16 protein-coding genes are annotated in these 24,209 nt (G+C 74.5%); all 16 read left to right on the top strand.

What is annotated here, in order from left to right:
• Positions 1–837, top strand: a complete 837-nt coding sequence (locus tag ABZS58_RS41415) for an alpha/beta hydrolase (RefSeq protein ID WP_354789309.1) — start codon at positions 1–3, stop codon at positions 835–837.
• Entirely contained in the window at positions 834–1,649 is an 816-nt protein-coding gene (locus ABZS58_RS41410) for a siderophore-interacting protein (protein ID WP_354789307.1), read from the top strand. Before ABZS58_RS41415 ends, ABZS58_RS41410 begins: the two co-directional genes overlap by 4 nt.
• Positions 1,636–2,676: an iron ABC transporter permease gene (locus tag ABZS58_RS41405; protein WP_354789305.1), complete on the top strand. Its 1,041-nt coding sequence runs from the start codon at positions 1,636–1,638 to the stop codon at positions 2,674–2,676. Before ABZS58_RS41410 ends, ABZS58_RS41405 begins: the two co-directional genes overlap by 14 nt.
• 124 nt (positions 2,677–2,800) lie before the next feature.
• Complete coding sequence (locus ABZS58_RS41400; protein ID WP_354789303.1) at positions 2,801–3,898, top strand: iron chelate uptake ABC transporter family permease subunit; 1,098 nt, start codon at positions 2,801–2,803, stop codon at positions 3,896–3,898.
• Complete coding sequence (locus ABZS58_RS41395; RefSeq protein WP_354789301.1) at positions 3,895–4,683, top strand: ABC transporter ATP-binding protein; 789 nt, start codon at positions 3,895–3,897, stop codon at positions 4,681–4,683. Before ABZS58_RS41400 ends, ABZS58_RS41395 begins: the two co-directional genes overlap by 4 nt.
• Positions 4,684–4,768: 85 nt before the next feature.
• Positions 4,769–5,518, top strand: a complete 750-nt coding sequence (locus ABZS58_RS41390) for a 2,3-dihydro-2,3-dihydroxybenzoate dehydrogenase (protein ID WP_354789299.1) — start codon at positions 4,769–4,771, stop codon at positions 5,516–5,518.
• 60 nt (positions 5,519–5,578) lie between these two features.
• On the top strand, positions 5,579–6,760 hold the full coding sequence (locus ABZS58_RS41385; protein WP_354789298.1) for an isochorismate synthase: 1,182 nt from the start codon (positions 5,579–5,581) through the stop codon (positions 6,758–6,760).
• 88 nt (positions 6,761–6,848) lie between these two features.
• Positions 6,849–8,438 (top strand): AMP-binding protein, encoded by a 1,590-nt coding sequence (locus ABZS58_RS41380; RefSeq protein ID WP_354789296.1) that lies wholly within the window; start codon positions 6,849–6,851, stop codon positions 8,436–8,438.
• 5 nt (positions 8,439–8,443) lie between these two features.
• Positions 8,444–9,085 (top strand): isochorismatase family protein, encoded by a 642-nt coding sequence (locus ABZS58_RS41375; protein WP_354789294.1) that lies wholly within the window; start codon positions 8,444–8,446, stop codon positions 9,083–9,085.
• 160 nt (positions 9,086–9,245) lie between these two features.
• Entirely contained in the window at positions 9,246–9,503 is a 258-nt protein-coding gene (locus ABZS58_RS41370; RefSeq protein WP_354789292.1) for a phosphopantetheine-binding protein, read from the top strand.
• Complete coding sequence (locus ABZS58_RS41365; RefSeq protein WP_354789291.1) at positions 9,500–10,993, top strand: tryptophan 7-halogenase; 1,494 nt, start codon at positions 9,500–9,502, stop codon at positions 10,991–10,993. The genes ABZS58_RS41370 and ABZS58_RS41365 overlap by 4 nt, the downstream gene beginning before the upstream one ends.
• Entirely contained in the window at positions 10,990–12,303 is a 1,314-nt protein-coding gene (locus ABZS58_RS41360; protein WP_354789289.1) for a cation:proton antiporter, read from the top strand. The genes ABZS58_RS41365 and ABZS58_RS41360 overlap by 4 nt, the downstream gene beginning before the upstream one ends.
• A gap of 38 nt (positions 12,304–12,341) precedes the next feature.
• The gene (locus ABZS58_RS41355; RefSeq protein WP_354789288.1) at positions 12,342–13,349 is read left to right on the top strand and encodes an ABC transporter substrate-binding protein; all 1,008 of its coding nucleotides are present in this window, start codon (positions 12,342–12,344) and stop codon (positions 13,347–13,349) included.
• 13 nt (positions 13,350–13,362) lie between these two features.
• On the top strand, positions 13,363–14,025 hold the full coding sequence (locus ABZS58_RS41350; protein ID WP_354789286.1) for a GNAT family N-acetyltransferase: 663 nt from the start codon (positions 13,363–13,365) through the stop codon (positions 14,023–14,025).
• 2 nt (positions 14,026–14,027) lie between these two features.
• A complete protein-coding gene (locus ABZS58_RS41345) occupies positions 14,028–14,243 on the top strand; it encodes an MbtH family protein (RefSeq protein WP_354789284.1) in 216 nt (71 codons plus the stop codon).
• Between the two features lie 46 nt (positions 14,244–14,289).
• Positions 14,290–24,209, top strand: a 9,920-nt coding sequence (locus ABZS58_RS41340) for an amino acid adenylation domain-containing protein (RefSeq protein WP_354789283.1), incomplete at its 3' end; no start/stop codon positions are given.

Genomic DNA, 24,209 nt, shown 5'->3' with positions numbered 1-24,209 from the left:
ATGCCGTTCGTGAACACCGGTGCGGTGACCCTGCACTACGACGACACCGGCAGCGGCGACGCCGTCGTCCTGCTGCCCGGCGCCGGCGCCGGCGGGCGCACCTGGCGGCTGCACCAGGTGCCCGCGCTCGTCGCCGCCGGGTACCGGGCGATCACCGTCGACAACCGCGGCATCGCCCCCAGCGACCCGGCGGGACCCGGCCTCACCGTCGCGGACCTCGTCGCCGACACCGCCGGCCTGATCGAGCGGCTGGTCGGCGGGCCGTGCCGGCTCGTCGGCTCGTCGATGGGCGCCCACATTGTGCAGGAGCTGCTGGTGGCCCGCCCCGACCTGGCCCGCCAGGCGGTGCTCATGGCCAGCCGTGGCCGCCCCGACGCGTACTCCCGGGCGCTCGCCGCCGCCGAGCAGTCGCTGTACGACGAGCACGTGCGCCTGCCCGCCGCGTACGACGCCGCCATGCGGGCCATGCAGAACCTGTCGCCGCGCACGCTGCAGGACGAGCGGGCGGCGCAGGACTGGCTCGACATCTTCGAAATGTCCACTTCGGACATCGGCGACGCGGGCGTCCACGCGCAGCACGGCGTCGACATCACCACCGACCGGCTCGCCGCGTACCGGGGGATCCGCACCCCGACGCTGGTGCTGTCCTTCGCCGACGACCTGGTCGCGCCGGCGGCCCGCGGGCGGGAGCTCGCCGCCGCCATCCCCGGCGCCCGCTACGCCGAGATCCCCGACGCCGGGCACTACGGCTACCTGGAGCAGCCCGCGCCGGTGAACGCCGCCCTGCTCGAATTCTTCGCAGACCCCGCCTCCGCAGACCCCAGGGAGCCCCGATGACGACCCCGGCCCGCGAGATCGAGATGGTCTGGCACGACCTCACGCCCCGGCTGCTGGAGGTGGCCAGGGTGCGGCGGGTCACGCCGCGGACCGTGCGCGTCACGCTCACCGGCGAGGACCTCGACGGGTTCTGCTACGCCGCGCCCGACGACCACGTGAAGGTGTTCTTCCCGGAGCCCGGCGCCGAGCTGCCCGTCATGCCGACCCTGGGCCCCGACGGTCTCGAGCCGCCGCCGCCCGGCTCGCCCCGGCCCACGTTCCGCGACTACACGGTGCGCCACCTGCGGCCCGAGCGGCGCGAGCTGGACATCGACTTCGTCCTGCACGGCCACGGCCCGGCGGGGGTGTGGGCGGCGCAGGCCGCGCCCGGGCAGCAGCTCGGCGTCCTCGGCCCGCGCGGCTCCAACATCAACCCGATGAACTTCGACTGGTACCTGTTCGCCGGCGACGAGACCGCGCTGCCGTCGCTCGCCGCCTGGCTGGAGAAGGTCCCGGCCGGCGTGCCGGTCTTCGCGTTCGTCGACGTCGCCGACGCCGCCGAGGAGCAGGACCTGACCGTCACCGCCGACACGACGCTCGTGTGGCTGCACCGCGACACGAGCATCGACGGCGGCCACCTGGAGCGGGCCATCCGCGGCCTGGAGGTGCCGCCCGGCGCCGGGTACTGCTGGGTCGCCGGTGAGGCCGGGTCGCTCAAGCCGATCCGCCGCTACCTGCGCACCATCGGCCTGCCCCGGGACTGGGTCGAGGTCGACGGGTACTGGAAGCGCGGCACCGTCAACCTCGACCACCACGACGATGACGAAGACTGACGCGGTAGTCACCCTGGTCAAGGCACGGTCTCCTTGGCGGGCGCGGGTCGCCGTGCTCGCCGGTCTGGTCCTGCTCGCCGGCGTGTCGGTGCTGCTCAGCCTCGGCCTGGGCGCGCAGACGCTGCACCCGGCCGAGGTGTGGGGCGCGATCGTCGCCCCCGACGGCGGCGACGCGACCGCCGTCGTGCGGGAGCTGCGGCTGCCGCGCACCGTCCTCGGCGTGCTCGTCGGCGTCTCCCTCGGCGTCGGCGGCGCGCTCATCCAGGGCCACACCCGCAACCCGATCGCCGACCCGGGCCTGCTCGGCGTGTCCGCGGGCGCGTCGTTCGCCGTCGTGCTCGGCACCGCCGTGTTCGGCGTCGGCTCGCTCACCGGCTACATCTGGTTCGCGTTCGGCGGCGCGCTCGCCGCCAGCCTCGTCGTCTTCGGCATCGGCGCCACCCAGCGCGGCGGCCCCACCCCCGTCACGCTCGCCCTCGCCGGCATGGCGATCAGCGCGCTGCTGAGCTCGTTCACCTCGGCCGTGTTGCTGTCCGACGCGGCGTCGCTCAACAGCTTCCGCTTCTGGGTCGTCGGGTCGCTGTCCGGCCGCGACCTCGACGTCGCCTGGCAGGTCCTGCCGTTCATCATCGCCGGTCTCGTCCTGGCCGCGGTGAACGCGCCCGCGCTCAACGCGCTCGGTCTCGGCGAGGACGTCGCCCGCTCGCTCGGGCAGCACATCGGGGCCGCCCGTGCCGTCGGCGTCGCCGCGATCATGCTGCTCACCGGTGCGGCGACGGCCGCGTGCGGGCCGATCGGCTTCGTCGGCCTCGTCGTGCCGCACCTCGCCCGCGCCATCACCGGGCCGGACCACCGCTGGCTGCTGCCCTACTCGGCGTGCCTCGGCAGCTGCCTGGTGCTGATCGCCGACGTCGCCGGCCGCCTGGTCGCCAGCCCCGCCGAGCTGCAGACGGGCATCGTCCTGGCCGTCTTCGGGGCGCCGTTCTTCGTGTACCTCGTCCGCCGCGTCCGCCTGGTGGCGCTGTGACGGTCCTGCCCGTGCCGCGCACCTGGCGCAGGTCCGTCGCGACCGTGCTGCCCGTGCCGCGCACCTCGCGCAAGGCCGTGCTGACTGCGCCTCGCACACTGCGCGGGGCCGGACCGGTGTGGTCGTGACCGTGCTGCCCCGCGCGCCGCGCAAGACCGGCGACGCCGTCACCGCACTGCCGCTGCCCGGGCGGGTCGTGCTGCGCGCCGGACCGGTGTCCGCCGCCGTGCCGTTGCGCGCGATCGTCGTCGGCGTCCTCGCCCTCGCCCTCGCGCTGTCGCTCGCCGTGATCAGCGTCGGCCGGGGCGAGTTCCCCATCCCGCCCGGCGCCGTCTGGGACGTCCTCAACGGCGAGGGTACCCGCGCGCAGCAGCACATCCTGCTCCAGCTGCGCATGCCCCGGGTGGTGTGCGCGCTGCTCGTCGGTGCGGCGCTGGCCATGTCCGGGGCGCTCACCCAGACGTTCGCCCGCAACCCCCTGGCCAGCCCCGACGTGCTCGGCGTGACCGGGGGAGCGGCGGTCGGCGCGGTCGCCGCCATCGTGCTCGGCGGCATCACCGGCGGCATACTGGGCGTGCCGTTCGCCGCGTTGCTCGGCGCCACGGTCAGCGCCGCGCTCATCTACGTCCTGGCCTACAAGCGCGGCATCGACGGCTACCGCCTCGTCCTCGTCGGGCTCGGCGTCGGCGAGGTCCTCAGCGCGATCGTGTCCTACCTGCTCGTCCGCGCGGACCTGGTCGACGCCAAGCAGGCCACGATCTGGCTCACCGGCTCGGTCAGCGGCCGCGACTGGAGCAACGTGCGGCCCCTGGCGGCCGCCCTGCTGGTGCTCGCTCCGCTCGCCGTCGCCGCCGCGGTCGCGCTGCGGGTCCTGCAGTTCGGCGACGACACCGCCCGCGCGCTCGGGCTGCGGCTGCAGACGGCCCAGCTGGCGGTCGTGGCGATCGCCGTCGCCCTCGCCGCCGCCGCCGTGTCGGCGGGCGGGCCGGTCGAGTTCGTCGCGTTCGTCGTGCCGCAGATCGCGCTGCGCCTGTGCGGCGGCAGCCGCCCGCCGGTGATCGTGTCGGGGCTGCTGGGCGCGCTGCTCGTGGTCGGCGCCGACCTCGCCGCCCGCATCGTGGTCGCGCCCCGGGAACTGCCCGCCGGCCTGCTCACCGCCATGATCGGCGCACCGTACCTGCTGTGGCTGCTGCTGCGCGGCACAAGGAGGACCATCGCATGAGCACCACCTCACGGTTGCAGGCCCGGGATCTGCGCCTGGCGTACGGCGACGTGACCGTCACCGAGCACCTCGACGTCGACGTCGTCGACGGGGCGATCACCGCGATCATCGGGCCCAACGGCTGCGGCAAGTCGACCCTGCTGCGCGCCCTCGGCCGGCTGCTGCGCCCGGCCGCCGGGCAGGTCCTGCTGGACGGCAGGCAGATCGACCGGGCGCCGACCCGGGAGGTCGCGAAGATCGTCGGGGTGCTGCCGCAGTCGCCGGTCGCGCCCGAGGGGCTCACCGTCGCCGACCTGGTGATGCGCGGCCGGCACCCGCACCAGAGCTGGTTCAGCCAGTGGTCGCGGGCCGACGAGGGCATCGTCGCCGAGGCGCTGCGGTGGACCGACATGATCGATCTCGCCGACCGGCCCGTCGACGCGCTGTCCGGCGGGCAGCGGCAGCGGGCGTGGATCTCGATGGCCCTCGCGCAGGGCACCGACCTGCTGCTGCTCGACGAGCCGACCACCTACCTGGACCTCGCGCACCAGATCGACGTGCTCGACCTCGCCGCGCGGCTGCACCGGGAGCTGCGGCGGACCGTGGTGATGGTGCTGCACGACCTGAGCCTCGCCGCGCGGTACGCCGACATCCTCGTCGCCATGAAGGACGGCCGGATCGTGGTGTCCGGCCCTCCGCAGGAGGTGCTGACGCCGCAGCTGCTGGCCGACGTGTTCGGGCTGCGCGCGCTCGTGGTCCCCGACCCGGCGACCGGCACGCCGTTGGTCGTCCCGCTCCCTCGATAAGCACAGGTGATGTTTCCGTCAAGTGACAGGGGACCGCTCGACCACTATCTTGTTAGGCAAGGCTAAGCTTAATCGAGGGAGTCGCATGCGCGCGTCTGGGATCGAGGGCGTGACCGCGCTCGTCACCGGCGCCGGCCGGGGCATCGGCCTGGCCGTGTCGGCCGCGCTCGCCGCGGAGGGCGCCCTGGTCGCCGCGGTCGACCTGCCCCGCAAGGAGGCCGGCGGACCGCGGGACTACGTGGCCGATGTCGCGTCCTCCCAGGAGGTCGACGCGGTCGTCGAGCGGGTCGAGCGGGAGCTCGGACCGATCGGCATCCTGGTCAACGTCGCCGGCGTGCTGCGCCCCGGTGCGGTGATCGACACCAGCGACGACGACTGGTCCGGGACCTTCGCCGTCAACGCGACCGGGGTCTTCAACACGAGCCGTGCCGTCGCCCGCCGGATGGTCCCGCGCCGCCGGGGCGTGATCGTCACCGTCTCCTCCAACGCCGCCGGGGTGCCGCGCAGCGGCATGGCCGCCTACGCCGCGTCCAAGGCCGCCGCGACCATGTTCACCAAGAGCCTCGGCCTGGAGCTGGCGCCGTTCGGCATCCGCTGCAACGTCGTGGCGCCCGGCTCGACGGACACGCCGATGCAGCGGGCACTGTGGACGGACGACGGCGCCGACCCGGTCATCGCCGGCGACCCGCACCGCTACCGCACCGGGATCCCGCTGGGCCGCATCGCCGAGCCCGCCGACATCGCCGACGCCGTGCTCTTCCTCGTGTCCGACCGGGCGCGGCACATCACCATGCACGACCTGTATGTCGACGGCGGCGCGACGCTGCGCGCCTGAACCCCGCGCACCGTCCGCACCGGCACCGGCAGCGACCTGCCGGCGAAGGGAGAACCATCCGTGACCACCGTCTCCGCCGCGCCGACCGCGGCCGAGCTGATGTCCGCCTACCTGCCCGGCTCGTCGTCGCTGTTCGCGTCGCCGTCCGGCACGCTGCTGGCCGAGGGCACCTTCTTCGCGGTGCCGCCGTCGGGCCGCCAGGAGGGCCTCGCCGACCTGGCCCGCCGCGTCGACGCCGTGCTGCGCGTCGCCGAGGCCGCCGGCCACGAGGTCCGCACGGTGGTGGGCGCCGTCCCGTTCGCCCCCGACGCCGACGCCCGGCTCGTCGTGCCGATGCGGCTGCGGCGCGGCGGCCCTCCGGTCGCGTCGCCGTTCCGAGCCACCCCGACAGCCACCGGCGCCGGGACCGTCAGGGTGCGGCCGGTGCCGGAGCCGTCGCGGTACCAGGACGCCGTCGCCCGCGCCGTGCACCGGATCCGCGCCGGTGAGCTGACGAAGGTCGTCCTCGCACGGTCGCTGCGGGTCGACGCGCCGCACTTCGACGCCCGCCCCGCGGTGCGCGCCCTCGCCGCCCGCGAGCCCGGTGGGTACACCTTCGGCGTCGACCTCGGCGACGGGCGGACCCTGCTCGGCGCCAGCCCCGAGCTGCTGGTCAAGCGGTCCGGCCGGCGCGTCGTGGCCAACCCCCTCGCCGGGTCCGCGCCGCGCAGCGCCGACCCGGTCGAGGACGCCCGCCGCGCCTCGGCGCTGCTCGCCTCGGCCAAGGACCGGCACGAGCACATCGTGGTCAGCGCCGCGGTCGCCGACGGGCTGCGCCCGTTCTGCCGCGACCTCGACCTGCCCGCCGGGCCGTCGCTGGTCCGCACGGCCACGATGTGGCATCTGTCCACGCTGGTCACCGGCGAGCTGCTCGACCCGGCGGTGTCGGCTCTCGAACTGGCCACCGCGCTGCACCCGACGCCCGCCGTCGGTGGCACGCCGACGGTCGCCGCCCGCGCCGCCATCGCCGAGCTGGAGCCCTTCGACCGGGGTTTCTACACCGGCATGGTCGGCTGGGGTGACGCCGAGGGCAACGGCGAGTGGGCGGTCACCATCCGGTGCGCCACCGCCGACGCCGACGGTCTCGACCTGTTCGCCGGCGCGGGTATCGTCGGCGACTCCGACCCGGCCGCGGAGCTGACCGAGACCACCGCGAAGCTCGGCACGATGCTCGCCGCCCTGGGACTGTCCGATGTGGCCTGACGAAACGGACCGGGACCGTCCGATGTGGCCTGACAAAACGGCCCGGGACCGTCCGATGTGGCTTGATGACACCGCCCGGGACTGTCCGATGTGGCCTGACGACTTCGCTCGCCGTTACGTCGAGCGCGGCTACTGGACCGGCGAGACGTTCCACGACTTCCTGCGCGACCGTGCGGCGAAGCACGGTGAGCGGGTCGCGGTCGTCGACGGCGACCGGCACATCACCTACGCAGGGCTGCGCGACCGGGCGCTGCGCCTGGCCGGCGGCCTGCACGGGCTCGGGATCGGCCACGGCGACCGGGTCGTGGTGCAGCTGCCGAACGTCGCGGAGTTCTTCGACGTCATCTTCGCCCTGTTCCGCCTCGGTGCGCTGCCGGTCTTCGCGCTGCCGGCGCACCGCTCCGCGGAGATCGGCTACTTCCTGGCGCACACCGGGGCCGCCGCGTTCGTCACCACCGGCGTGCACGAGGGCTTCGACCACCGCACCCTCGGCGGCGGGACGCGGACCATCGTGGCGGGGGACCCCGGCGGGCACACCGCCCTGGCGGACCTGTACACCGGCGCCGTCCCGGACACCACAAGAGCGCCGGTCGCCGGGGACATCGCGTTCCTGCAGCTGTCCGGCGGCAGCACCGGACTGCCGAAGCTGATCCCCAGGACGCACGACGACTACCTGTACAGCGTCCGCGCCAGCGCCGACATCTGCGAGCTGACGCCCGAGGACGCGTACCTGGCGGCGCTGCCCGTCGCGCACAACTTCACGCTCTCCTCGCCAGGGGTGCTCGGCGCGCTGCACGCCGGCGCCCGGGTGGTGCTCGCCCGGCGGCCCGACCCGGCGACCGTCCTGCCGCTGATCGAGGCCGAGCGGGTCACCATCACCGCGGCCGTGCCGCCCCTCGCGCTGGTCTGGCTCGACGCGGCCGCGTCCGGCAAGGCACCCGACCTGTCCAGCCTCAAGGTCCTGCAGGTCGGCGGCGCGAAGCTCGCGGCCACCGTCGCGGCCCGGGTCGCACCCGTCCTCGGGTGCCGGCTGCAGCAGGTGTTCGGGATGGCCGAGGGCCTGGTCAACTACACCCGGCTCGGCGACGGCGACGACGTCGTCCTGCACACGCAGGGCCAGCCGATCTCGCCCGACGACGAGGTCCTGGTCGTCGACGACCAGGACCGTCCCGTGCCGGCGGGGGAGGTCGGCCACCTGCTGACCCGCGGGCCCTACACGATCCGCGGCTACTGGCGGGCCGACGAGCACAACCGGGCCGCGTTCACCGCCGACGGCTTCTACCGCACCGGCGACCTCGTCCGGGTCCTGGAGGGCGGCTACCTCGTCGTCGAGGGCCGGGCGAAGGACCAGATCAACCGGGGCGGGGAGAAGATCGCCGCCGAGGAGGTCGAGAACCATCTCCTCGCCCACCCGGACGTGCACGACGCCGCCGTCGTCGCCGTCCCGGACCCGTTCCTGGGGGAGCGCAGCTGCGCGTTCGTGGTCGCCCGCCCCGGCGCGGAGCCGCTCACCCTCGCCGCAGTCCGCGCCCACCTGCGTGAGCGCGGCCTGGCCGCCTACAAGATCCCGGACCGGGTGCGGCTGGTCGCCGGGTTCCCGACGACCGGTGTCGGCAAGACCAGCCGTCGCGAGCTGCGCTCCCTGCTGCGCGACGCGGCAACCACGAAGAAGGGCTGAAACCCGTGCTCCCACGTATCACCGCGTACCAGGTGCCCACAGACATCGGACGCGGCACCGCGAAGGCCGGCTGGCGGCTGGATCCCGCCCGTGCCGTGCTGCTCGTGCACGACATGCAGAACTACTTCCTCGCCCCGTTCGGCACCTCCGACCGGGCGCTGCTCGCCCGGGTCATCGACAACATCGCCACGCTGCGCAAGCACGCCGCCGAGTTCGGCATCCCGGTCGTGTACTCCGCGCAACCGGGCGGGCAGAGCCGCGAGGAACGCGGGCTGCTGCGGGACTTCTGGGGCGACGGGCCGCCCGCCGACCCGCGCGCCCTCGCGATCGTCGACGCGCTGACGCCGGGACCGTCCGACGTGGTGCTCACGAAGCGGCGGTACAGCGCCTTCGTCGGCACCCCCCTCGCCGACATCCTCGGCGGCCGGGACCAGTTGGTCATCACCGGCGTCTACGCGCACATCGGCGTCCTGGCGACCGCGCTGGACGCCTTCATGCGGGGCGTGCAGCCGTTCGTCGTCGCCGACGGTGTCGCCGACTTCAGCCCCGCCGACCACCGGGCCGCGCTGCGGCACGTCAACGACCGGTGCGGTGTCGTCGCGCTCACCAGCGACCTCGCCGACGACCTGCGCCGCCACGCGAACTGACGCAGCGGGGCGTGACCATCGTCGCTTTACTGTCCTAAAAAGTTAGGCTAGCCTTGCCTCACATTCGCCGCTGCCAGTGTGTCCGGATGCCGTGCGTACTGCGCAGATCGCGGTCGCGGATGCCCGGAAACGCAAGACCCGATCATCGAAGGATGGCCGCATGACCGCACCCCTAAGCCTCGACCGACTGCGCAGTGACGTAGCCGAGGCACTCGCCGAGGAGCCGGGCAGCATCGCCGACGACGAGAACCTGCTCGAGCGCGGCCTGGACTCGATCCGCATCATGAGCCTCGCCACCCGGTGGCGCGAGGCCGGCTTCGAGGCCGGCTACCTCGACCTGGCTCAGGAGCCGACGGTCGCCGCCTGGTGGAGCATGGCCGCCGCCGCCGACGGGCAGAACGCGGAGGCCGCCAAGTGAGCGCCGTCGAGGTCGTCACGGAGCAGGCCGACGTCGTCGTGGTCGGCGGCGGTCCCGGCGGGTCCACGGTCGCCACCCTGATCGCCAGGCGCGGGCACCGGGTGGTGCTGCTGGAGAGGGAGACCTTCCCGCGGTACCAGATCGGCGAATCGCTGCTGCCGGCCACCGTCCACGGCATCTGCCGCCTCCTCGGCGTCACCGAGGAGATGGAGCAGGCGAAGTTCACGGTCAAGCGCGGCGGCAGCTTCCGGTGGGGCACCAACCCACAGCCGTGGAACTTCCTGTTCGCCTTCGCGCCCGAGCTGTCCGGCCCGACGTCGTACGCCTACCAGGTCGAGCGGATGAAGTTCGACGACATCCTGCTGCGCAACGCCGCCAAGCACGGCGTCGACGTGCGGGAGAACAGCGCCGTCAACGAGATCCTCGGCGACGACGAGCGGGTCCGCGGCGTGCGGTACACCGACCCCGGCGGCGTCGTGCGGGAGATCCACGCGCGGTTCGTCGTCGACGCGTCCGGCAACCGCAGCCGCATCCACCAGAACGTGCGCGGCGAGCGGCTGTACTCCGACTTCTTCCGCAACATCGCGCTCTTCGGCTACTTCGAGGGCGGCAAACGCCTGCCCGCCCCCGACTCCGGCAACATCCTGTGCGCCGCGTTCGACGAGGGCTGGATCTGGTACATCCCGCTGTCGGACACGCTCACCAGCGTCGGCGCGGTCATCAGCCGCGAGCACGCCGCGAAGCTGCAGGGCGACCAGGAAGAGGCCCTGCGCGGCTTCATCGACCGGTGCGAGATCGTCAAGGGCTTCCTGTCCGACGCGACCCGGGTCACCGAGGGCACCTACGGCGAGATCCGCACCCGCAAGGACTACTCCTACACCAACAGCACGTTCTGGCGCCCGGGCATGCTGCTCGTCGGCGACGCCGCGTGCTTCATCGACCCGGTCTTCTCCACCGGCGTGCACCTGGCCACCTACTCGGGCCTGCTGGCCGCCCGCTCGATCAACACGGTCCTTGCGGGCGGCTCCTCCGAGGAGCGGGTGTTCACCGAGTTCGAGGGCCGCTACCGCCGCGAGTACCGGGTCTTCTACGAGTTCCTGTCGGCGTTCTACGACATGCAGAGCACCGAGGAGTCGTACTTCTGGAAGGCCCGCAAGGTCACCAACTTCAACGCCAGCGACATCGAGGCGTTCGCGACGCTGGTCGGCGGCGTCCACTCCGGTGAGACGGCGCTCGTCGACGGGTTCCGCGCCTCCTCGGAGAAGCTCGCCGACGCGATCGAGAAGACCGGCACCATGCAGACGCCGTCCGGCGAGCGCATGCACCACCTCTTCGGTACCCCGGTGGTCCGCGAGGTCATGACGGAGATGAACGCCATCCAGGTCCGTGGCGTCCAGGGCGAGGCGGCCCGCGAGCTGCCCCTGCTGGAGGACGGCCTCGTCCCGTCCGCCGACGGCCTCGGCTGGGCGGAGCCGGCGAACGTCGCATGAGTACCCCTCTACCGAGCTTGGGCGGTCACGAGCTGCTGCTGTTCCTGCTGCAGGCGAGTGTGCTGCTGCTCGTGGCCCTCGCCCTCGGCCGGCTCGCGGTCCGCCTCGGCCTGCCCGCCCTCGCCGGCGAGCTGCTGACCGGCGTCGTCCTCGGCCCGTCGCTGCTCGGCACCATCGAGCTCGAGCCCGTCACGTGGCTGCTGCCGGCGGACGCGGACCAGCTGCACCTGATCGACTCCGTCGGTCAGGTCGGCGTCCTGCTGCTCGTCGGCGTCACCGGCGCGCAGCTCGACATCGGCATGCTGCGCCGCCGCGGCACGACCGGCCTGCGGATCAGCCTGTCCGGCCTGGTCATCCCGTTCGGGCTCGGCGTCGCGGCGGGCTACCTGGTGCCGCCGGCGCTCATCCCGGGCGACATCTCCCGGGGCGTGTTCGCGCTGTTCATCGGCGTCGCGATGTGCGTGACCGCGCTGCCGGTCATCGCCAAGACCCTCGCCGACCTGCGCCTGCTGCACCGCGACATCGGGCAGCTGATCCTCACCGCCGGCACGTTCGACGACGCCGTCGGCTGGTTCCTGCTGTCGATCGTCGCCGCGGCGGCCACCACCGGCGTCTCCGGCGGCTCGGTCGCCCTGTCCGCGGCCTACCTGGTCGGGTTCCTCGCCGCCGCGCTGCTCGTCGGCCGGCCGCTCGTCCGGTGGGCGATGCACGCCGCGGGCAGGTCCGCCGACCCCGGCCCGCGGGTCGCTGTCGCGGTCGTGATCGTGCTGCTCGGCGCCTCCGCGACGCACGCCATGAAGATGGAGGCCATGTTCGGCGCGTTCGTCGCCGGCATCCTCATCGGCCAGTGCAAGCGCGACGACGAGCCACGCACCCTCTGGCAGGACCTCGGTCCACTGCGGACGGTCACGCTGTCGGTCCTCGCGCCGCTGTTCCTGGCCACCGCCGGGCTGCGCATGGACCTCACCGAACTGGCCGACCCGACGGTCCTCGTGGCCGCGCTGGCGCTGCTCGCGATCGCCGTGCTCGGCAAGTTCGCCGGCGCCTACCTCGGCGCCCTCGGCAGCAGGCTGAGCCGCTGGGAGGCGACCGCGCTCGGCGCCGGCATGAACTCGCGCGGCGTGGTGGAGGTCGTCATCGCCTCGGTCGGGCTCCGGCTCGGGGTGCTGACCACCGCCGCGTACACGATCGTGCTGCTGATCGCCGTCGCCACGTCCCTGATGAGCCCGCCGATCCTGCGGTGGGCGATGTCCCGCGTGGAGACGACGACCGAAGAGCACGAGCGCGAGGCCGCGCTCGCCGCGAAGTGATGTTCCCGAAGTACCGACAGGTGATGAGGATGATGACCATGAAGCGCAGATTCAGCGCGGGTGTGCTGAGTGTGCTGGTGGCCTCCACGGCCGCCCTGACCGCCTGCGGCGACGACGCCAAGGACACGGCCGCCCCGGCCGCGACCGGCCCGGCGTCCGCGGCGGCCGCGTTCCCGGTGACTGTGACGCACAAGCTCGGCAAGGTCACGCTGGACAAGGCACCCGAGCGGATCGTGGCGCTGTCCGACGCGGACCTCGACGCGCTGCTCCTGCTCGGCATCCAGCCGGTCGGCATCGCCGCGTCGCTGGACGAGGGCGGCATCACGCCGTGGGCGAAGCCGAAGCTCACCGGCAAGCCGGCGCTGCTGGAGGCCGGCGACGAGGGCGTCAACGCCGAGGAGGTCGCCAAACTCAACCCCGACCTCGTGCTCGCCGGCAGCGACTACTACATCGACCAGGAATACCCGAAGCTGTCCCCGCTCGTGCCGACGACCGCCTACGAGACCGGCCCGTTCGAGGACCCGTGGCAGACCACGCTGCGCCAGGTCGCGAAGCTCGTCGGCAAGGCCGAGCAGGGCGAGACGATCATCAAGGACGTCGAGGCGAAGGTCGCCAAGGTCAAGACCGACCACCCGGAGCTCGTCGGCAAGACGTTCTCGCTGTCGCAGGTCTTCGAGGCCGGCACCATCGGCGTGCTGCGCTCCGACAAGGACACCGGCGTCAAGGGCCTCAACGGCTTCGGCCTGACCCTCGCACCCGAGGTGGCGAAGCTGACCGGTGACGACTTCGCGACCACGCTCAGCCTGGAGAAGATCGCCACGATCGACGCCGGCGTCGTGCTGATCTACTGCACCGAGCCGGACCTGAAGACGGCCCTCGAGGGCAACACGCTGTTCAAGAACCTCAACGCGGTCAAGAAGAACGCCTACGTGCCGCTGACCCGGGAGCAGTTCTCGGCGCTGCGCTACCCGACGCCGCTGACCATCCCGTACTTCATCGACAACGTCATCCCCACGATCGCGACGGCCGCCAAGGCCGGCAGCTGACTTGGCTGCCGAATTGGCACCTGATCGGGACATCCGCCGGCCGGCCCAGCTGGACCGGCCGGCGGATGCCGCCGCCTCCTTCCGCGAGGTGCGCGACGGCCTGTCCGACGCCGTGATCGCCGCCGGCCCCCCGCCGGTGCCGGTCCTCGGCCCGCCGTGGCAGCTGCGGCAGGCCGACCCGGACTCCGGCGACCCGGCCCTCATCGCCGAGTGGATGTCACTGCCGCACGTCGACCGCTTCTGGGACCAGGCGTGGCCGGCCGGCCGATGGGCCGCGGCCCTGCGCGGGCAACTCGCCGGCGAGTGCACCCGCCCCTGCGTCGCCTCCTACGAGGGCATCCCGCTGGCGTACCTGGAGCTGTACCGCACCGCCCGGGACGTCGTCGGCCGGCACTACCCGGCGCACGCCCACGACCTCGGCGTCCACATCGCCATCGGGCCGCCCGACGACATCGGGCGCGGGCACGGCCGGGCACTCGTCCGAGCCGTCGTCGCGGGCCTCTTCGCCGCCGACCGGCGGTGCGCCAGGGTCCTCGCCGACCCCGACGCCACCCACGCCGTCGCCCGCCGCATGTTCACCGCCGCCGGGTTCTCGCTCATGCAGGAGAGCGACCTCGGCCACAAACGCGCGGCCCTGCTGGTCGCGGACCGCCACCCCGTTCTGAGGAGCACCTGACGATGAGCAACCCCTTCGACGACGAGACCGGCACCTTCCTCGTCCTGGTCAACGACGAGGGCCAGCACTCGCTGTGGCCGTCCTTCGCCCAGGTGCCGGCCGGCTGGACCGTCGCGCTGCCGGAGACCGACCGGGCCGCCGCCCTCGCCTACGTCGAGGCCAACTGGACCGACCTGCGCCCGAAGAGCCTCATCGCGCAGATGGACGCGGCGGGCTGAGCCCGCCCGCCGTGCCGTCCCACCGTCGCTGAAGACCTTGGAGCCCGTGTTGACCCGCCACGACGAACAGCTGCCACTCACCGGTGCCCAGGCCGGAGTCTGGTTCGCCCAGCAGATCGACGCCACCAACCCCGTCTTCAACACCGGCGCCGGGATCGTCATCCACGGCCCCGTCGACCCGGACCGCCTCGCCGGGGCGACCCGCCGGCTCGTCGCCGAGGCCGACGTGCTGCGCATCCGCCTCGTCCACGACGGCGACGACGTCCGGCAGGTCGTCTCCGCGGCACCGGGTCCGGACCTCACCGTGCTCGACCTGCGCGGCGAGACCGACCCGGACGCCGCCGCCGACGCGTGGCTGCGCCGGGACCTGCGGACCCTCGCCGACCTGGGCACCGGCCCCGTGTATCACCAGGCGCTGCTCCGCGTCGCCGACGACAGGTCGATCTGGTTCCAGCGGTGCCACCACATCGCGATGGACGCCTACACGTTCGGCCTCCTCGCTCGCCGCCTCGCCGCGCTGTACACCGCAGGACAGGAAGCGGGGCCGAGCCCGTTCCGGCCGCTGCGCGACATGGTGGCCGAGGACGCCGAGTACCGCGCCTCGGACGCGTTCGAGGACGACCGGCGGTTCTGGGCCGAGCACCTCGCGGACCGGCCCGGCACCGTCAGCCTCGCCGCCGGCGCCGCGCTGACGTCGCACACGGTCCTGCGCGCCGACCGCGGCCTCAACACCGCCGTCACCCAGCGGCTGCACACCCTCGCCAGGGCGGCCCGAGCCACCCACGTCGAGGCGCTCCTCGCCGCCGTCGCGCTCTACGCGCACCGGCTCACCGGCGCCCCCGAGGTCGTCCTCGGCCTGCCCGTCATGGGCCGTCTCGGCCGCGTCGCCGCCGCCGTGCCCGGCACCGCCGTCAACGTCCTGCCGCTGCGGGTGCCCGTGTCCTCCGCCGACACGATCGCCGACCTCGTGGGCCGGGTCGTCGTCGAACTGCGGGCGACCCGCCGGCACCAGCGCTACCGGGGCGAGGACATCCGCCGCGACCTGCGGCTGCTCGGCGGCGACCGGCGGCTCGTCGGCCCGTGGGTCAACATCAAACCGTTCGGTGCCGAACTGGACTTCGGCGGGTATCCCGGCCGTCCCCTGTACCTCGCCGCCGGCCCCGTCGACGACATCGCCGTCACCATCGACGACCGCGGCGACGGCCGGCTCGGCGTCACCGTCGAGGCCAACCCGGCCCTGTACCCGGCCGGTGCCGTCGACGCGCACGCCGAGCGGATCGTCGCGCTGCTCACCGCGTTCGCCGCGGCACCGGAGACGCTGCCCGTCGGGCGGCTCGGCGTGCTGCACGGCGCCGAGCGGGAAAGCAGCCGCGCGGCGGCGCAAGGCCCGGTCCGGGATCTGCCGGGCGGCGGCCTCGACGCGCTGTGGCGGCCGCAGGTAGCCCGGACACCGTCGGCCCCGGCCGTCATGGGGAGCCGCACCCTGACCTACGCGGAGCTCGACGCGGCCGTCGACCGGCGCGCGGCGCAGCTGCGGGAGCTGGGCGCGGGACCCGGCCGGCTCGTCGCGGTCAGCATGGCCCGGTCGCCGGAGCTGCTCGTCGCGCTGCTCGCGGTGGCCCGTACCGGCGCCGCCTACCTGCCGCTGGACCCGGACTTCCCGGCCGACCGCATCGCGCTGATGCTCGCCGACGCGTCCCCGGCGCTGCTGGTCACCGACACCGGCGTGGAAACCCTGCCCGGCGGCGAGTTCGACGCCGGCGCCGCCTATGTGCTCTACACGTCAGGGTCGACCGGCCGGCCCAAGGGCGTCGTCGTCACCCACCGCAACCTGGTCAACTTCCTGCTCGCCATGCAGGACCCGGTGCCGCTGTCCACCGCCGACCGGCTCCTCGCCGTGACGACCGTCAGCTTCGACATCTCCGCGCTGGAGCTGTACCTGCCGCTGCTGTCCGGCGCGTGCGTGGTCATCGCCGCGAAGGAGGCCGTGCAGGACCCCGACGTCCTCGGCCGGCTCGTCGCCGAGACCGGCACGACCGTGCTGCAGGCGACCCCGACCCTGTGGCAGACGGTCGCCGCCGGCACCGGCCTGCGGGGCGTCCGCGCCCTCGTCGGTGGTGAGGCGCTGCCCGCCGACCTGGCCGCCGCTCTGCTGGAGCGCACCGCGTCCGTCATCAACGTGTACGGCCCGACCGAGACGACCGTCTGGTCGACGGCGCAGGTGATCGACGCCGGCACGGCGGCCGCCCCGCCGATCGGCCGCCCGATCCTCAACACCCAGGTGCACGTCCTGGACGGCGCCCTGCAACCGGTCCCGGCCGGCACCGTCGGCGAGCTCTACATCGCCGGCGACGGCGTCGCCCGCGGCTACCTGGGCCGCCCGGCGCTGACCGCGTCCCGGTTCGTCGCCGACCCCGACGGCCCGCCCGGCAGCCGCATGTACCGCACCGGCGACCTCGCCCGCCGCCACACCGGCGGCACGTTCGAGGTCCTCGGCCGCGTCGACCACCAGGTGAAGCTCCGCGGCTTCCGCATCGAGCTCGGCGAGATCGAGGCCGCCCTCACCGCCGACCCGTCGGTGGAGCGGGCCGTCGTCGTGCTCCGCGAGGACACCCCCGGGCAGCGGCGCCTCGTCGGTTACGTCACGCCGAGCGGCGGGTCCACAGTGGACCCGGCCGGGCTGCGGGCGCGGCTGCGGACCGGGCTGCCGGAATACATGGTGCCGGCCGCCGTCGTCGTGCTCGACGCGTTCCCGCTGACGCCGAACGCGAAGCTGGACCGCAACGCCCTGCCCGCGCCGGACCTCGGCGGCTCCGGTGAGGCGGACGCCGCGCTCACCTCCGTGCAGGAGATCCTCGCCGGGGTCGTCGCCGACGTCCTCGGCCTCGGCGGTGTCGCCCTGCACGACAACTTCTTCGACCTCGGCGGGCACTCGCTGCTCGCGGCGAAGGTCGTCGCGCGGGTGCGGGCCGTGTTCGGCGCCGACCTCACCATCCGCGACGTGTTCGACGCGCCGACCGTCGCCGGCCTCGCCGCCCGCCTCGACCGGGCGCCCGCCGGGCGGCCCGCGCTCACCCGCGGCGCGCAGCAGGAGCGCACGCCGCTGTCCTACGCGCAGCGCCGGCTGTGGTTCCTCGGCCAGCTCGACGGCCCCGACCCCACCTACAACCTGCCCCTCGCCCTCACCCTGACCGGCGACCTCGACCTGGCCGCGCTGCGGGCGGCCCTCGATGCCGTGGCCGCCCGGCACGAGCCGCTGCGGACCGTGTTCGCCGCCGTCGACGGCGTCCCGCACCAGGTCGTCACCCCGCCCGCGGCCGTGCCCCTGGACGTCCGCGACGCCACCGACGGCGCCGTCGAGGCGGCCGTGCGGGTGCCGTTCGACCTCGAACGGGACCTGCCACTGCGGGCGCACCTGTTCCGGCACCACGACCGCGAGCACACGCTGCTGCTCGTCGTGCACCACATCGCCGGCGACGAATGGTCGCTCACGCCGCTGCTCGGCGACCTCATCGCCGGCTACAACGGGACCCCGGGCGAGGCCGCGCCGGCGGTCCGGTACACCGACTACACCCGCTGGCAGCGGGACCTGCTCGACGGCCCCACCGGCGTGCGGGCGCGGCAACTGGAGCACTGGCGCGGCATTCTCGCCGGGCTGCCGCCGCGACTGCCGTTGCCGACCGACCGTCCACGGCCGGCCCGCGCCACCCCGGACGGCGCCACGGTCCGCTTCGCGCTGCCCGGCGACCTGCCCGCCGCGCTGCACCGCACCGCCCGCGCCTGCGGCGTCACCATGTTCATGCTCGTGCAGGCCGCGACCGCGGTCCTGCTGCACCGCCACGGCGCCGGCACCGACATCCCCCTCGGCACGCCCGTCGCCGGCCGCCCCGACGACGCCCTCGACCCGCTCGTCGGCTTCTTCGTCAACACCCTCGTCCTGCGCAACGACCTGACCGGCAACCCCACGTTCCGCGACCTGCTCGCCCGGGTCCGCGACACCGACCTCGCCGCGCTCGCCAACGCCGACCTGCCCTTCGACGTCCTCGTCGACGCGCTGCAGCCGGAGCGGACGCTGAACACGACCCCGTTGTTCCAGGTGATGGTGTCGTACCAGAACGCGCTGCCCGACACCGGCGCGCTGCGCGGTCTCGACGTCGCGGCGCGGCTGGTGGACACCGGCACCGCCAAGTACGACCTCACGTTCGACATCGCCGAGCAGCGCGGCAGCGACCGCCCCACCGGCAGCATCGAGTACCGCACCGCACTGTTCGACCGGACCACTGTGGACGGTCTCGCTTCGCGGCTCGTCCGGCTCCTGACGGCCGTCGCCGCCGACCCCGGCGTCCGCATCGCCGACATCGACCTCCTCGGCGACGCCGGCCGGGCCGAGGCGCTGACCCGTGGCACCGGCCGGCCCGGCGCCGACGCGCCCGCGACCCTGCCGGAGCTGTTCGAGCGGCAGGCCGCGGCAACGCCCGACGCGATCGCCGTCGAGTGGACCAACGGCACGCTCACCTACGCGGAGCTCGACGCCGCCGCGGACGCCCTCGCCGCCCGGCTCGCCGCCGCCGGTGCCGCACCTGAGCGGTTCGTCGCCGGGCTGCTGCCCCGCTCCGCCGACTCGGTCCGCACACTTCTCGCGGCCGCCAAGTCGGGCGCCGGCTACGTGCCCCTGGATCCGCAGTACCCGGACGCCCGCCTCGCCGTCATGACCGCCGACACCGCGCCGGTCCTGCTCGTCACGACCACCGACCTCGCGGAGCGAGCCCCCGCCGGGATCCCCGTGCTGCTGCTCGACGGCCCGGCCGGCCCGACCCGGACGCCGACCCGGCCGCAGGCGCAGCACCCCGCGTACGTCATCTTCACCTCCGGCTCCACCGGGCGGCCCAAGGGTGTCGTCGTGCCGCACGCCGGCCTCGAGGACCTCGCCACCGCCGTCGCGCAGACGTTCGGCACCGGGCCGGGCAGCCGCGGCAGCCAGTTCGTCTCGCCCGGCTTCGACGTCGTCTACAGCGAGCTGGCCATGACGATCCTCTGCGGCGGCACCCTCGTCGTCGTCCCCGAGGACCGCCGCACCGGCCGCGACCTCACCGGCTTCATCACCGGGCGCCGCCTCACCCACGTCGACCTGCCGCCCGCGCTGCTGGCCGCGCTGCCCACCGACGCCCTGCCCGCCGGCCTGACCGTCGTCGTCGGCGGCGAGCAGTGCACCCCGCAGCTCGTCGGACGGTGGGCACCCGGCCGGCTCAAAGGCCTGTTCAACGCCTACGGTCCGACCGAGACGACCGTCACCGCCACCACCTGGCGCGCCACGCCCGGCGGCCCGGTCCTCATCGGCCGGCCCGACCGTGGCCGCACCGCTCACGTCCTCGACGGCCGGCTGCGTCCCGTCCCGCCCGGCGTCGTCGGTGAGCTGTACCTCGGCGGCTCCGGCCTCGCCCGCGGCTACCTCGGCGCGCCCGCGGCGACCGCCGCCAGGTTCGTCGCCGACCCCTACGGCCCGCCCGGTGCTCGCCTCTACCGCACCGGCGACCTCGCCCGCTGGGTCGGCGACGACCTGGAGTTCGCCGGCCGCGCCGACGACCAGGTGAAGCTGCGCGGGTTCCGGATCGAGCTCGGCGAGGTCGAGGCCGCGCTCGCCGCCCAGCCCGGCGTCACCGGCAGCGCCGCCACCGTCCGCGAGGACATCCCCGGCATCCGGCGGCTCATCGCGTACGTCACGGGCACGGCCGACGGCGACGACCTGCGCGCCGCGCTGACCGCCACCCTGCCGGAGCACATGGTGCCGGCCGCGATCGTGCACCTGGACACGCTGCCGTTGAACGCGTCCGGCAAGGTCGACCGGCCCGCGCTCCCCGCACCCGACCGCACCCCGATGGTGCGCGTCGCACCGCGTACACCCGCCGAAACGACGATGTGCGAGCTCTTCGCGGGTCTGCTCGGGCTGCCCGAGGTCGGCGCCGACGACAGCTTCTTCGCCCTCGGCGGCGACAGCATCGTGTCGATCCAGCTGGTCGCCCGCGCCCGCAACGCCGGACTGAGGATCACACCCCGGCAGGTGTTCGAGCACAAGACACCCGCCGGGCTCGCCGCCGTCGCCACCTCCGGTGCCGCCGGGCCGTCCGGCGACGACCGCGGCACCGGCGCCGTGCCGCTGACGCCGATCCTCGCCTGGGCCCGGGACCTCGGCGCGCCCGTCGACCGCTACTCACAGGCGATGCTCGTGCACGCGCCCGCCGACCTGACCGCCGATGGCCTCACCGCCGCCGTGCAGGCCCTCCTCGACACGCACGACGTGCTGCGCGCCCGCTGGACCCCGGCGGGCCTCGACGTGCCCGCCGCCGGCTCGGTGGCTGCCGCGCCGCTGGTCCGGGTCGTGCCCGGCGGCGACCCGGCTGAGCAGTTCGCCGCCGCCGCGGACCGGCTCGCCCCCGCCGACGGGGTCATGCTGCAGGTCGTGTGGCTCGGCGACCGGCTGCTGCTCGTCGCGCACCACCTCGTCGTCGACGGCGTCTCGTGGCGGATCCTGCTGCCGGACCTCGCCGCCGCCTGGGACGCCGTCCGGGCGGGGGAGCCGGTCCGGCTCGCCCCGGCCACCACCTCGTTCCGCCGCTGGGCCGAGCAACTGTCCACCGTGGACCGCACGACCGAGCTCGACCGCTGGCTCCCACCGGCCGGCGCCCTCGGCACCCAGGACGCCGCGGCGGGCACGGCCGGGCAGCTCGAGCACCGCGACGTCGAGCTCGACCTGGCCGCATTGACCGAGACCGCTGACGCGTTCCACGGCAACCCGCAGGACGTCCTCCTCGCCGGGCTGGCGACCGCCGTCGCCGACGGCGCGGCCGGCACCGTCCTCATCGGACTCGAAGGGCACGGCCGCGAGGAGCACCTGGTCGCGGGCGCCGACCTGAGCCGGACCGTCGGCTGGTTCACCACCGAGTTCCCGGTCGCGCTCACCGTCACCCAGCAGCCGGGCGCGACGCTGAAGGCCGTCAAGGAACACCTGCGCACCCTGCCGGACGCCGGCGCCGGCTTCGGCCTCCTCCGACACCTCGACCCCGCCGCCGGACCGGTCCTCGCCGCCGCGCCCCAGCCGGCCATCGTCTTCAACTACCTCGGCCGGCTCGGCGGCGGCACGGGCGGGGAGCCGTTCACGCCGGCGCCGGAGCTGCCCCCGGCCGCCGTCGCCCTCAGCCCGGACATGCCGGTCCGGCACGCGCTGACCATCAACGCGACAGCCGGCGCCACGCTGCGGCTGCGGCTCACGTACCTGCCGGGCCGCCTCGACATCGACGGGCTCGTCGCCCGCTGGACCGCCGCCCTCGCCGCCCTGCGCACCGCGCCCGGCGGACGCACCCCGTCGGACCTGCCGCTGCTGCGGCTGCGCCAGGACGACGTCGACCGGCTCGAACGCGCGCACCCCGGCCTCGCCGACGCGTGGCCGCTCTCCCCGCTGCAGGCGGGTCTGCACTTTCACGCCGACTACGACCACGACGGCGACGACGTCTACACCGTGCAGCAGGTCTTCGACCTCACCGGCCCGCTCGACGCCGGCCGGCTCCGCGCCGCCGCCGACGCGCTGCTGGTGCGCCACCCCAACCTCCGCGCCGCGTTCGTCACCATGGACGACGGGCCGATCCAGGTCATCCCGTCCACGGTGGACGCACCGTGGTCCGATGTGGACCTCACCGCCCTGCACGGCGACGACCGCGACACGACCCTGCGGGACCTGCTCGCCGAGGACCGGGTCCGCCGCTTCGACCTCAGCGCCCCGCCCCTGCTGCGCCTCACCCTGATCCGGCTCGGCGTCGAACGGCACCTCCTCGCGTTCACCCAGCACCATCTGCTCCTCGACGGCTGGTCCGGGCCGATCGCCGCCCGGGACCTGTTCACCCTCTACGCCGGCGGGGCGCTGCCCGCGGTCCGCCCGTACCGCGACTACCTGCGCTGGCTGGCCTCGCAGGACCCGGCGGACACCCTGGCCGCGTGGCGGTCCGCCCTCGACGGCCTCACCGCGCCGACCCTCATCGCCCCGGACGCCGCCGGCGCCACCGCCGTCGTCCCCGAGGTCGCCGAGATCCTCGTCCCGGCGGAGAAGGTCACCGCCGTCGCACGCCGGCACGGCCTCACCCTCAACACCGTCGTGCAGGGCGCCTGGGCCGTCCTCCTCGGGCGGCTCACCGGCCGCACCGACGTCGTGGCCGGGGCCACCGTCTCCGGGCGCCCCGCCGACCTGCCCGGCGGGCAGGACATCGTCGGCCTGCTCATCAACACCATCCCGGTGCGCACCCGGCTGCGGCCCGCCGACACCTGGCTCGACCTGCTCACCCGCCTGCAGGCGGGGCAGGCCGAGCTCCTCGACCACCAGCACGCGGGCCTCGCCGACCTGCAGGCCGCCGCAGGGCTGCCGCGGCTGTTCGACACGCTGACCGTCTTCGAGAGCTACCCCCTCGACGCAGGCGCCCTCGACGCGGCCGTCGCCGGCACCGGCCTGCACGTCACCGCCGGGATCCCGCTCGACGCGACCCACTACCCGCTCGGCCTGGTCGTCATCCCCGGCGACCCGCTGCGGCTGCGCCTGGAGTTCCGCCCCGACCTGTTCGACGAAGCCGCGGCCCGCGCGATCCTGGACCGGTTCGCCGGCCTGCTGGCCGCGTTCGCCGACGCGCCGGACCGTCCACTCGCGACGGTCGACGTGCTCACCGGCGCCGAACGCGCCGACCTCACCGCATGGAACGCCACCGCCCGACCCGCCGGCGCCGGCACCGTCGTCGACGTGTTCGCGGCCCAGTCACGGGCGACCCCCGACGCGGCCGCGCTGGTCCACGGCGACGAAACCCTGTCCTTCGCGGACCTGGCCGCCCGCGTCGACGTCCTCGCCCGCCGGCTCGTCGCGGCCGGCGCCGGACCGGAACGCGTCGCCGCCGTGCTCCTGCCCCGCGGCACCGACGCGGTCGTCGCGTGGCTGGCGGCGCTGCGGGCCGGCGCGGTCTACCTCCCGGTCGACGCCGACCTCCCCGCGGACCGGATCCGCTTCATGCTCGCCGACGCGGGCGCCGCCGTGGTCGCCACCACCAGGCGCCTCGCCGCCCTGCCCGGCGCCGTCCCCGTCCTGCTGGTCGACGAAGCCGACGACCCGCCCACGGCCGACCTGCCCGTCGTGACCCCCGCGATGGCGGCGTACGTGCTGTACACGTCCGGCTCGACCGGCACGCCGAAGGGCGTGGTGGTCGAGCACGGCGCGGTGGTGAACTTCTTCGAGCACCACCGGCGCGAGATCTTCGGACGGCTCACCCGCGACCGCATTCGGGTCGGCCTGTCCGCGGCGTTGTCGTTCGACACGTCGTGGGAGGGTGTGCTGTGGCTCCTGGCGGGCCATGAGCTGCATCTGTTCGACGACGAGACCCGCCGCGACCCCGCCCTGCTCAACGCCTACGTGGCCCGGCACGGCATCGACTTCCTGGACGTGACCCCGTCCCTGGCCGACCGCCTCGTCGCGGAGGGCCTGCTCGACAACCCGCCCGCGATCCTGGCGTTGGGCGGCGAGGCGGCGGGATCCGCGCTGTGGACGGCGATCCGCGCCACCGACGGCGTCACCGGCGTGAACCTGTACGGCCCGACCGAGGCGACCGTCGACACGCTGATGGCCTGGATCGGTGACAGCGCAACGCCGCTCGTCGGCCGGCCGATCGCGAACACCTGCGCCTACGTCCTCGACGGCGCACTCCGGCATGTCCCGGTCGGTGTCGCGGGGGAGCTGTACCTGGCAGGTGCACCCCTTGCCCGGGGCTACCTGGGCCGGCCGGGCCTGACGGCGGGGCGGTTCGTCGCCGACCCGTTCGGCGCGCCGGGCACCCGCATGTACCGCACGGGCGACGTCGTGCGCTGGACCGCCGGCGGGTCCCTGGAGTACGTGGGCCGGTCCGACGATCAGGTGAAGATCCGTGGGTTCCGGATCGAGCTCGG

The organism is Dactylosporangium sp. NPDC005555, assembly GCF_040605635.1.
In the GTDB taxonomy this organism is placed as follows: Bacteria; Actinomycetota; Actinomycetes; order Mycobacteriales; family Micromonosporaceae; genus Dactylosporangium.
The sequence above is the reverse complement of the archived record's forward strand: the minus strand, read 5'-3'. Positions and strand labels throughout refer to the sequence as shown.

Excerpts from the sequence above, each read along its gene's own strand:
- ABZS58_RS41415 (WP_354789309.1), top strand. The coding sequence starts at position 1 with ATGCCGTTCGTGAACACCGGTGCGGTGACCCTGCACTACGACGACACC.
- ABZS58_RS41410 (WP_354789307.1), top strand. The coding sequence starts at position 834 with ATGACGACCCCGGCCCGCGAGATCGAGATGGTCTGGCACGACCTCACG.
- ABZS58_RS41405 (WP_354789305.1), top strand. The coding sequence starts at position 1,636 with ATGACGAAGACTGACGCGGTAGTCACCCTGGTCAAGGCACGGTCTCCT.
- ABZS58_RS41395 (WP_354789301.1), top strand. The coding sequence starts at position 3,895 with ATGAGCACCACCTCACGGTTGCAGGCCCGGGATCTGCGCCTGGCGTAC.
- ABZS58_RS41390 (WP_354789299.1), top strand. The coding sequence starts at position 4,769 with ATGCGCGCGTCTGGGATCGAGGGCGTGACCGCGCTCGTCACCGGCGCC.
- ABZS58_RS41380 (WP_354789296.1), top strand. The coding sequence starts at position 6,849 with ATGTGGCCTGACGACTTCGCTCGCCGTTACGTCGAGCGCGGCTACTGG.
- ABZS58_RS41370 (WP_354789292.1), top strand. The coding sequence starts at position 9,246 with ATGACCGCACCCCTAAGCCTCGACCGACTGCGCAGTGACGTAGCCGAG.
- ABZS58_RS41360 (WP_354789289.1), top strand. The coding sequence starts at position 10,990 with ATGAGTACCCCTCTACCGAGCTTGGGCGGTCACGAGCTGCTGCTGTTC.
- ABZS58_RS41355 (WP_354789288.1), top strand. The coding sequence starts at position 12,342 with ATGAAGCGCAGATTCAGCGCGGGTGTGCTGAGTGTGCTGGTGGCCTCC.
- ABZS58_RS41345 (WP_354789284.1), top strand. The coding sequence starts at position 14,028 with ATGAGCAACCCCTTCGACGACGAGACCGGCACCTTCCTCGTCCTGGTC.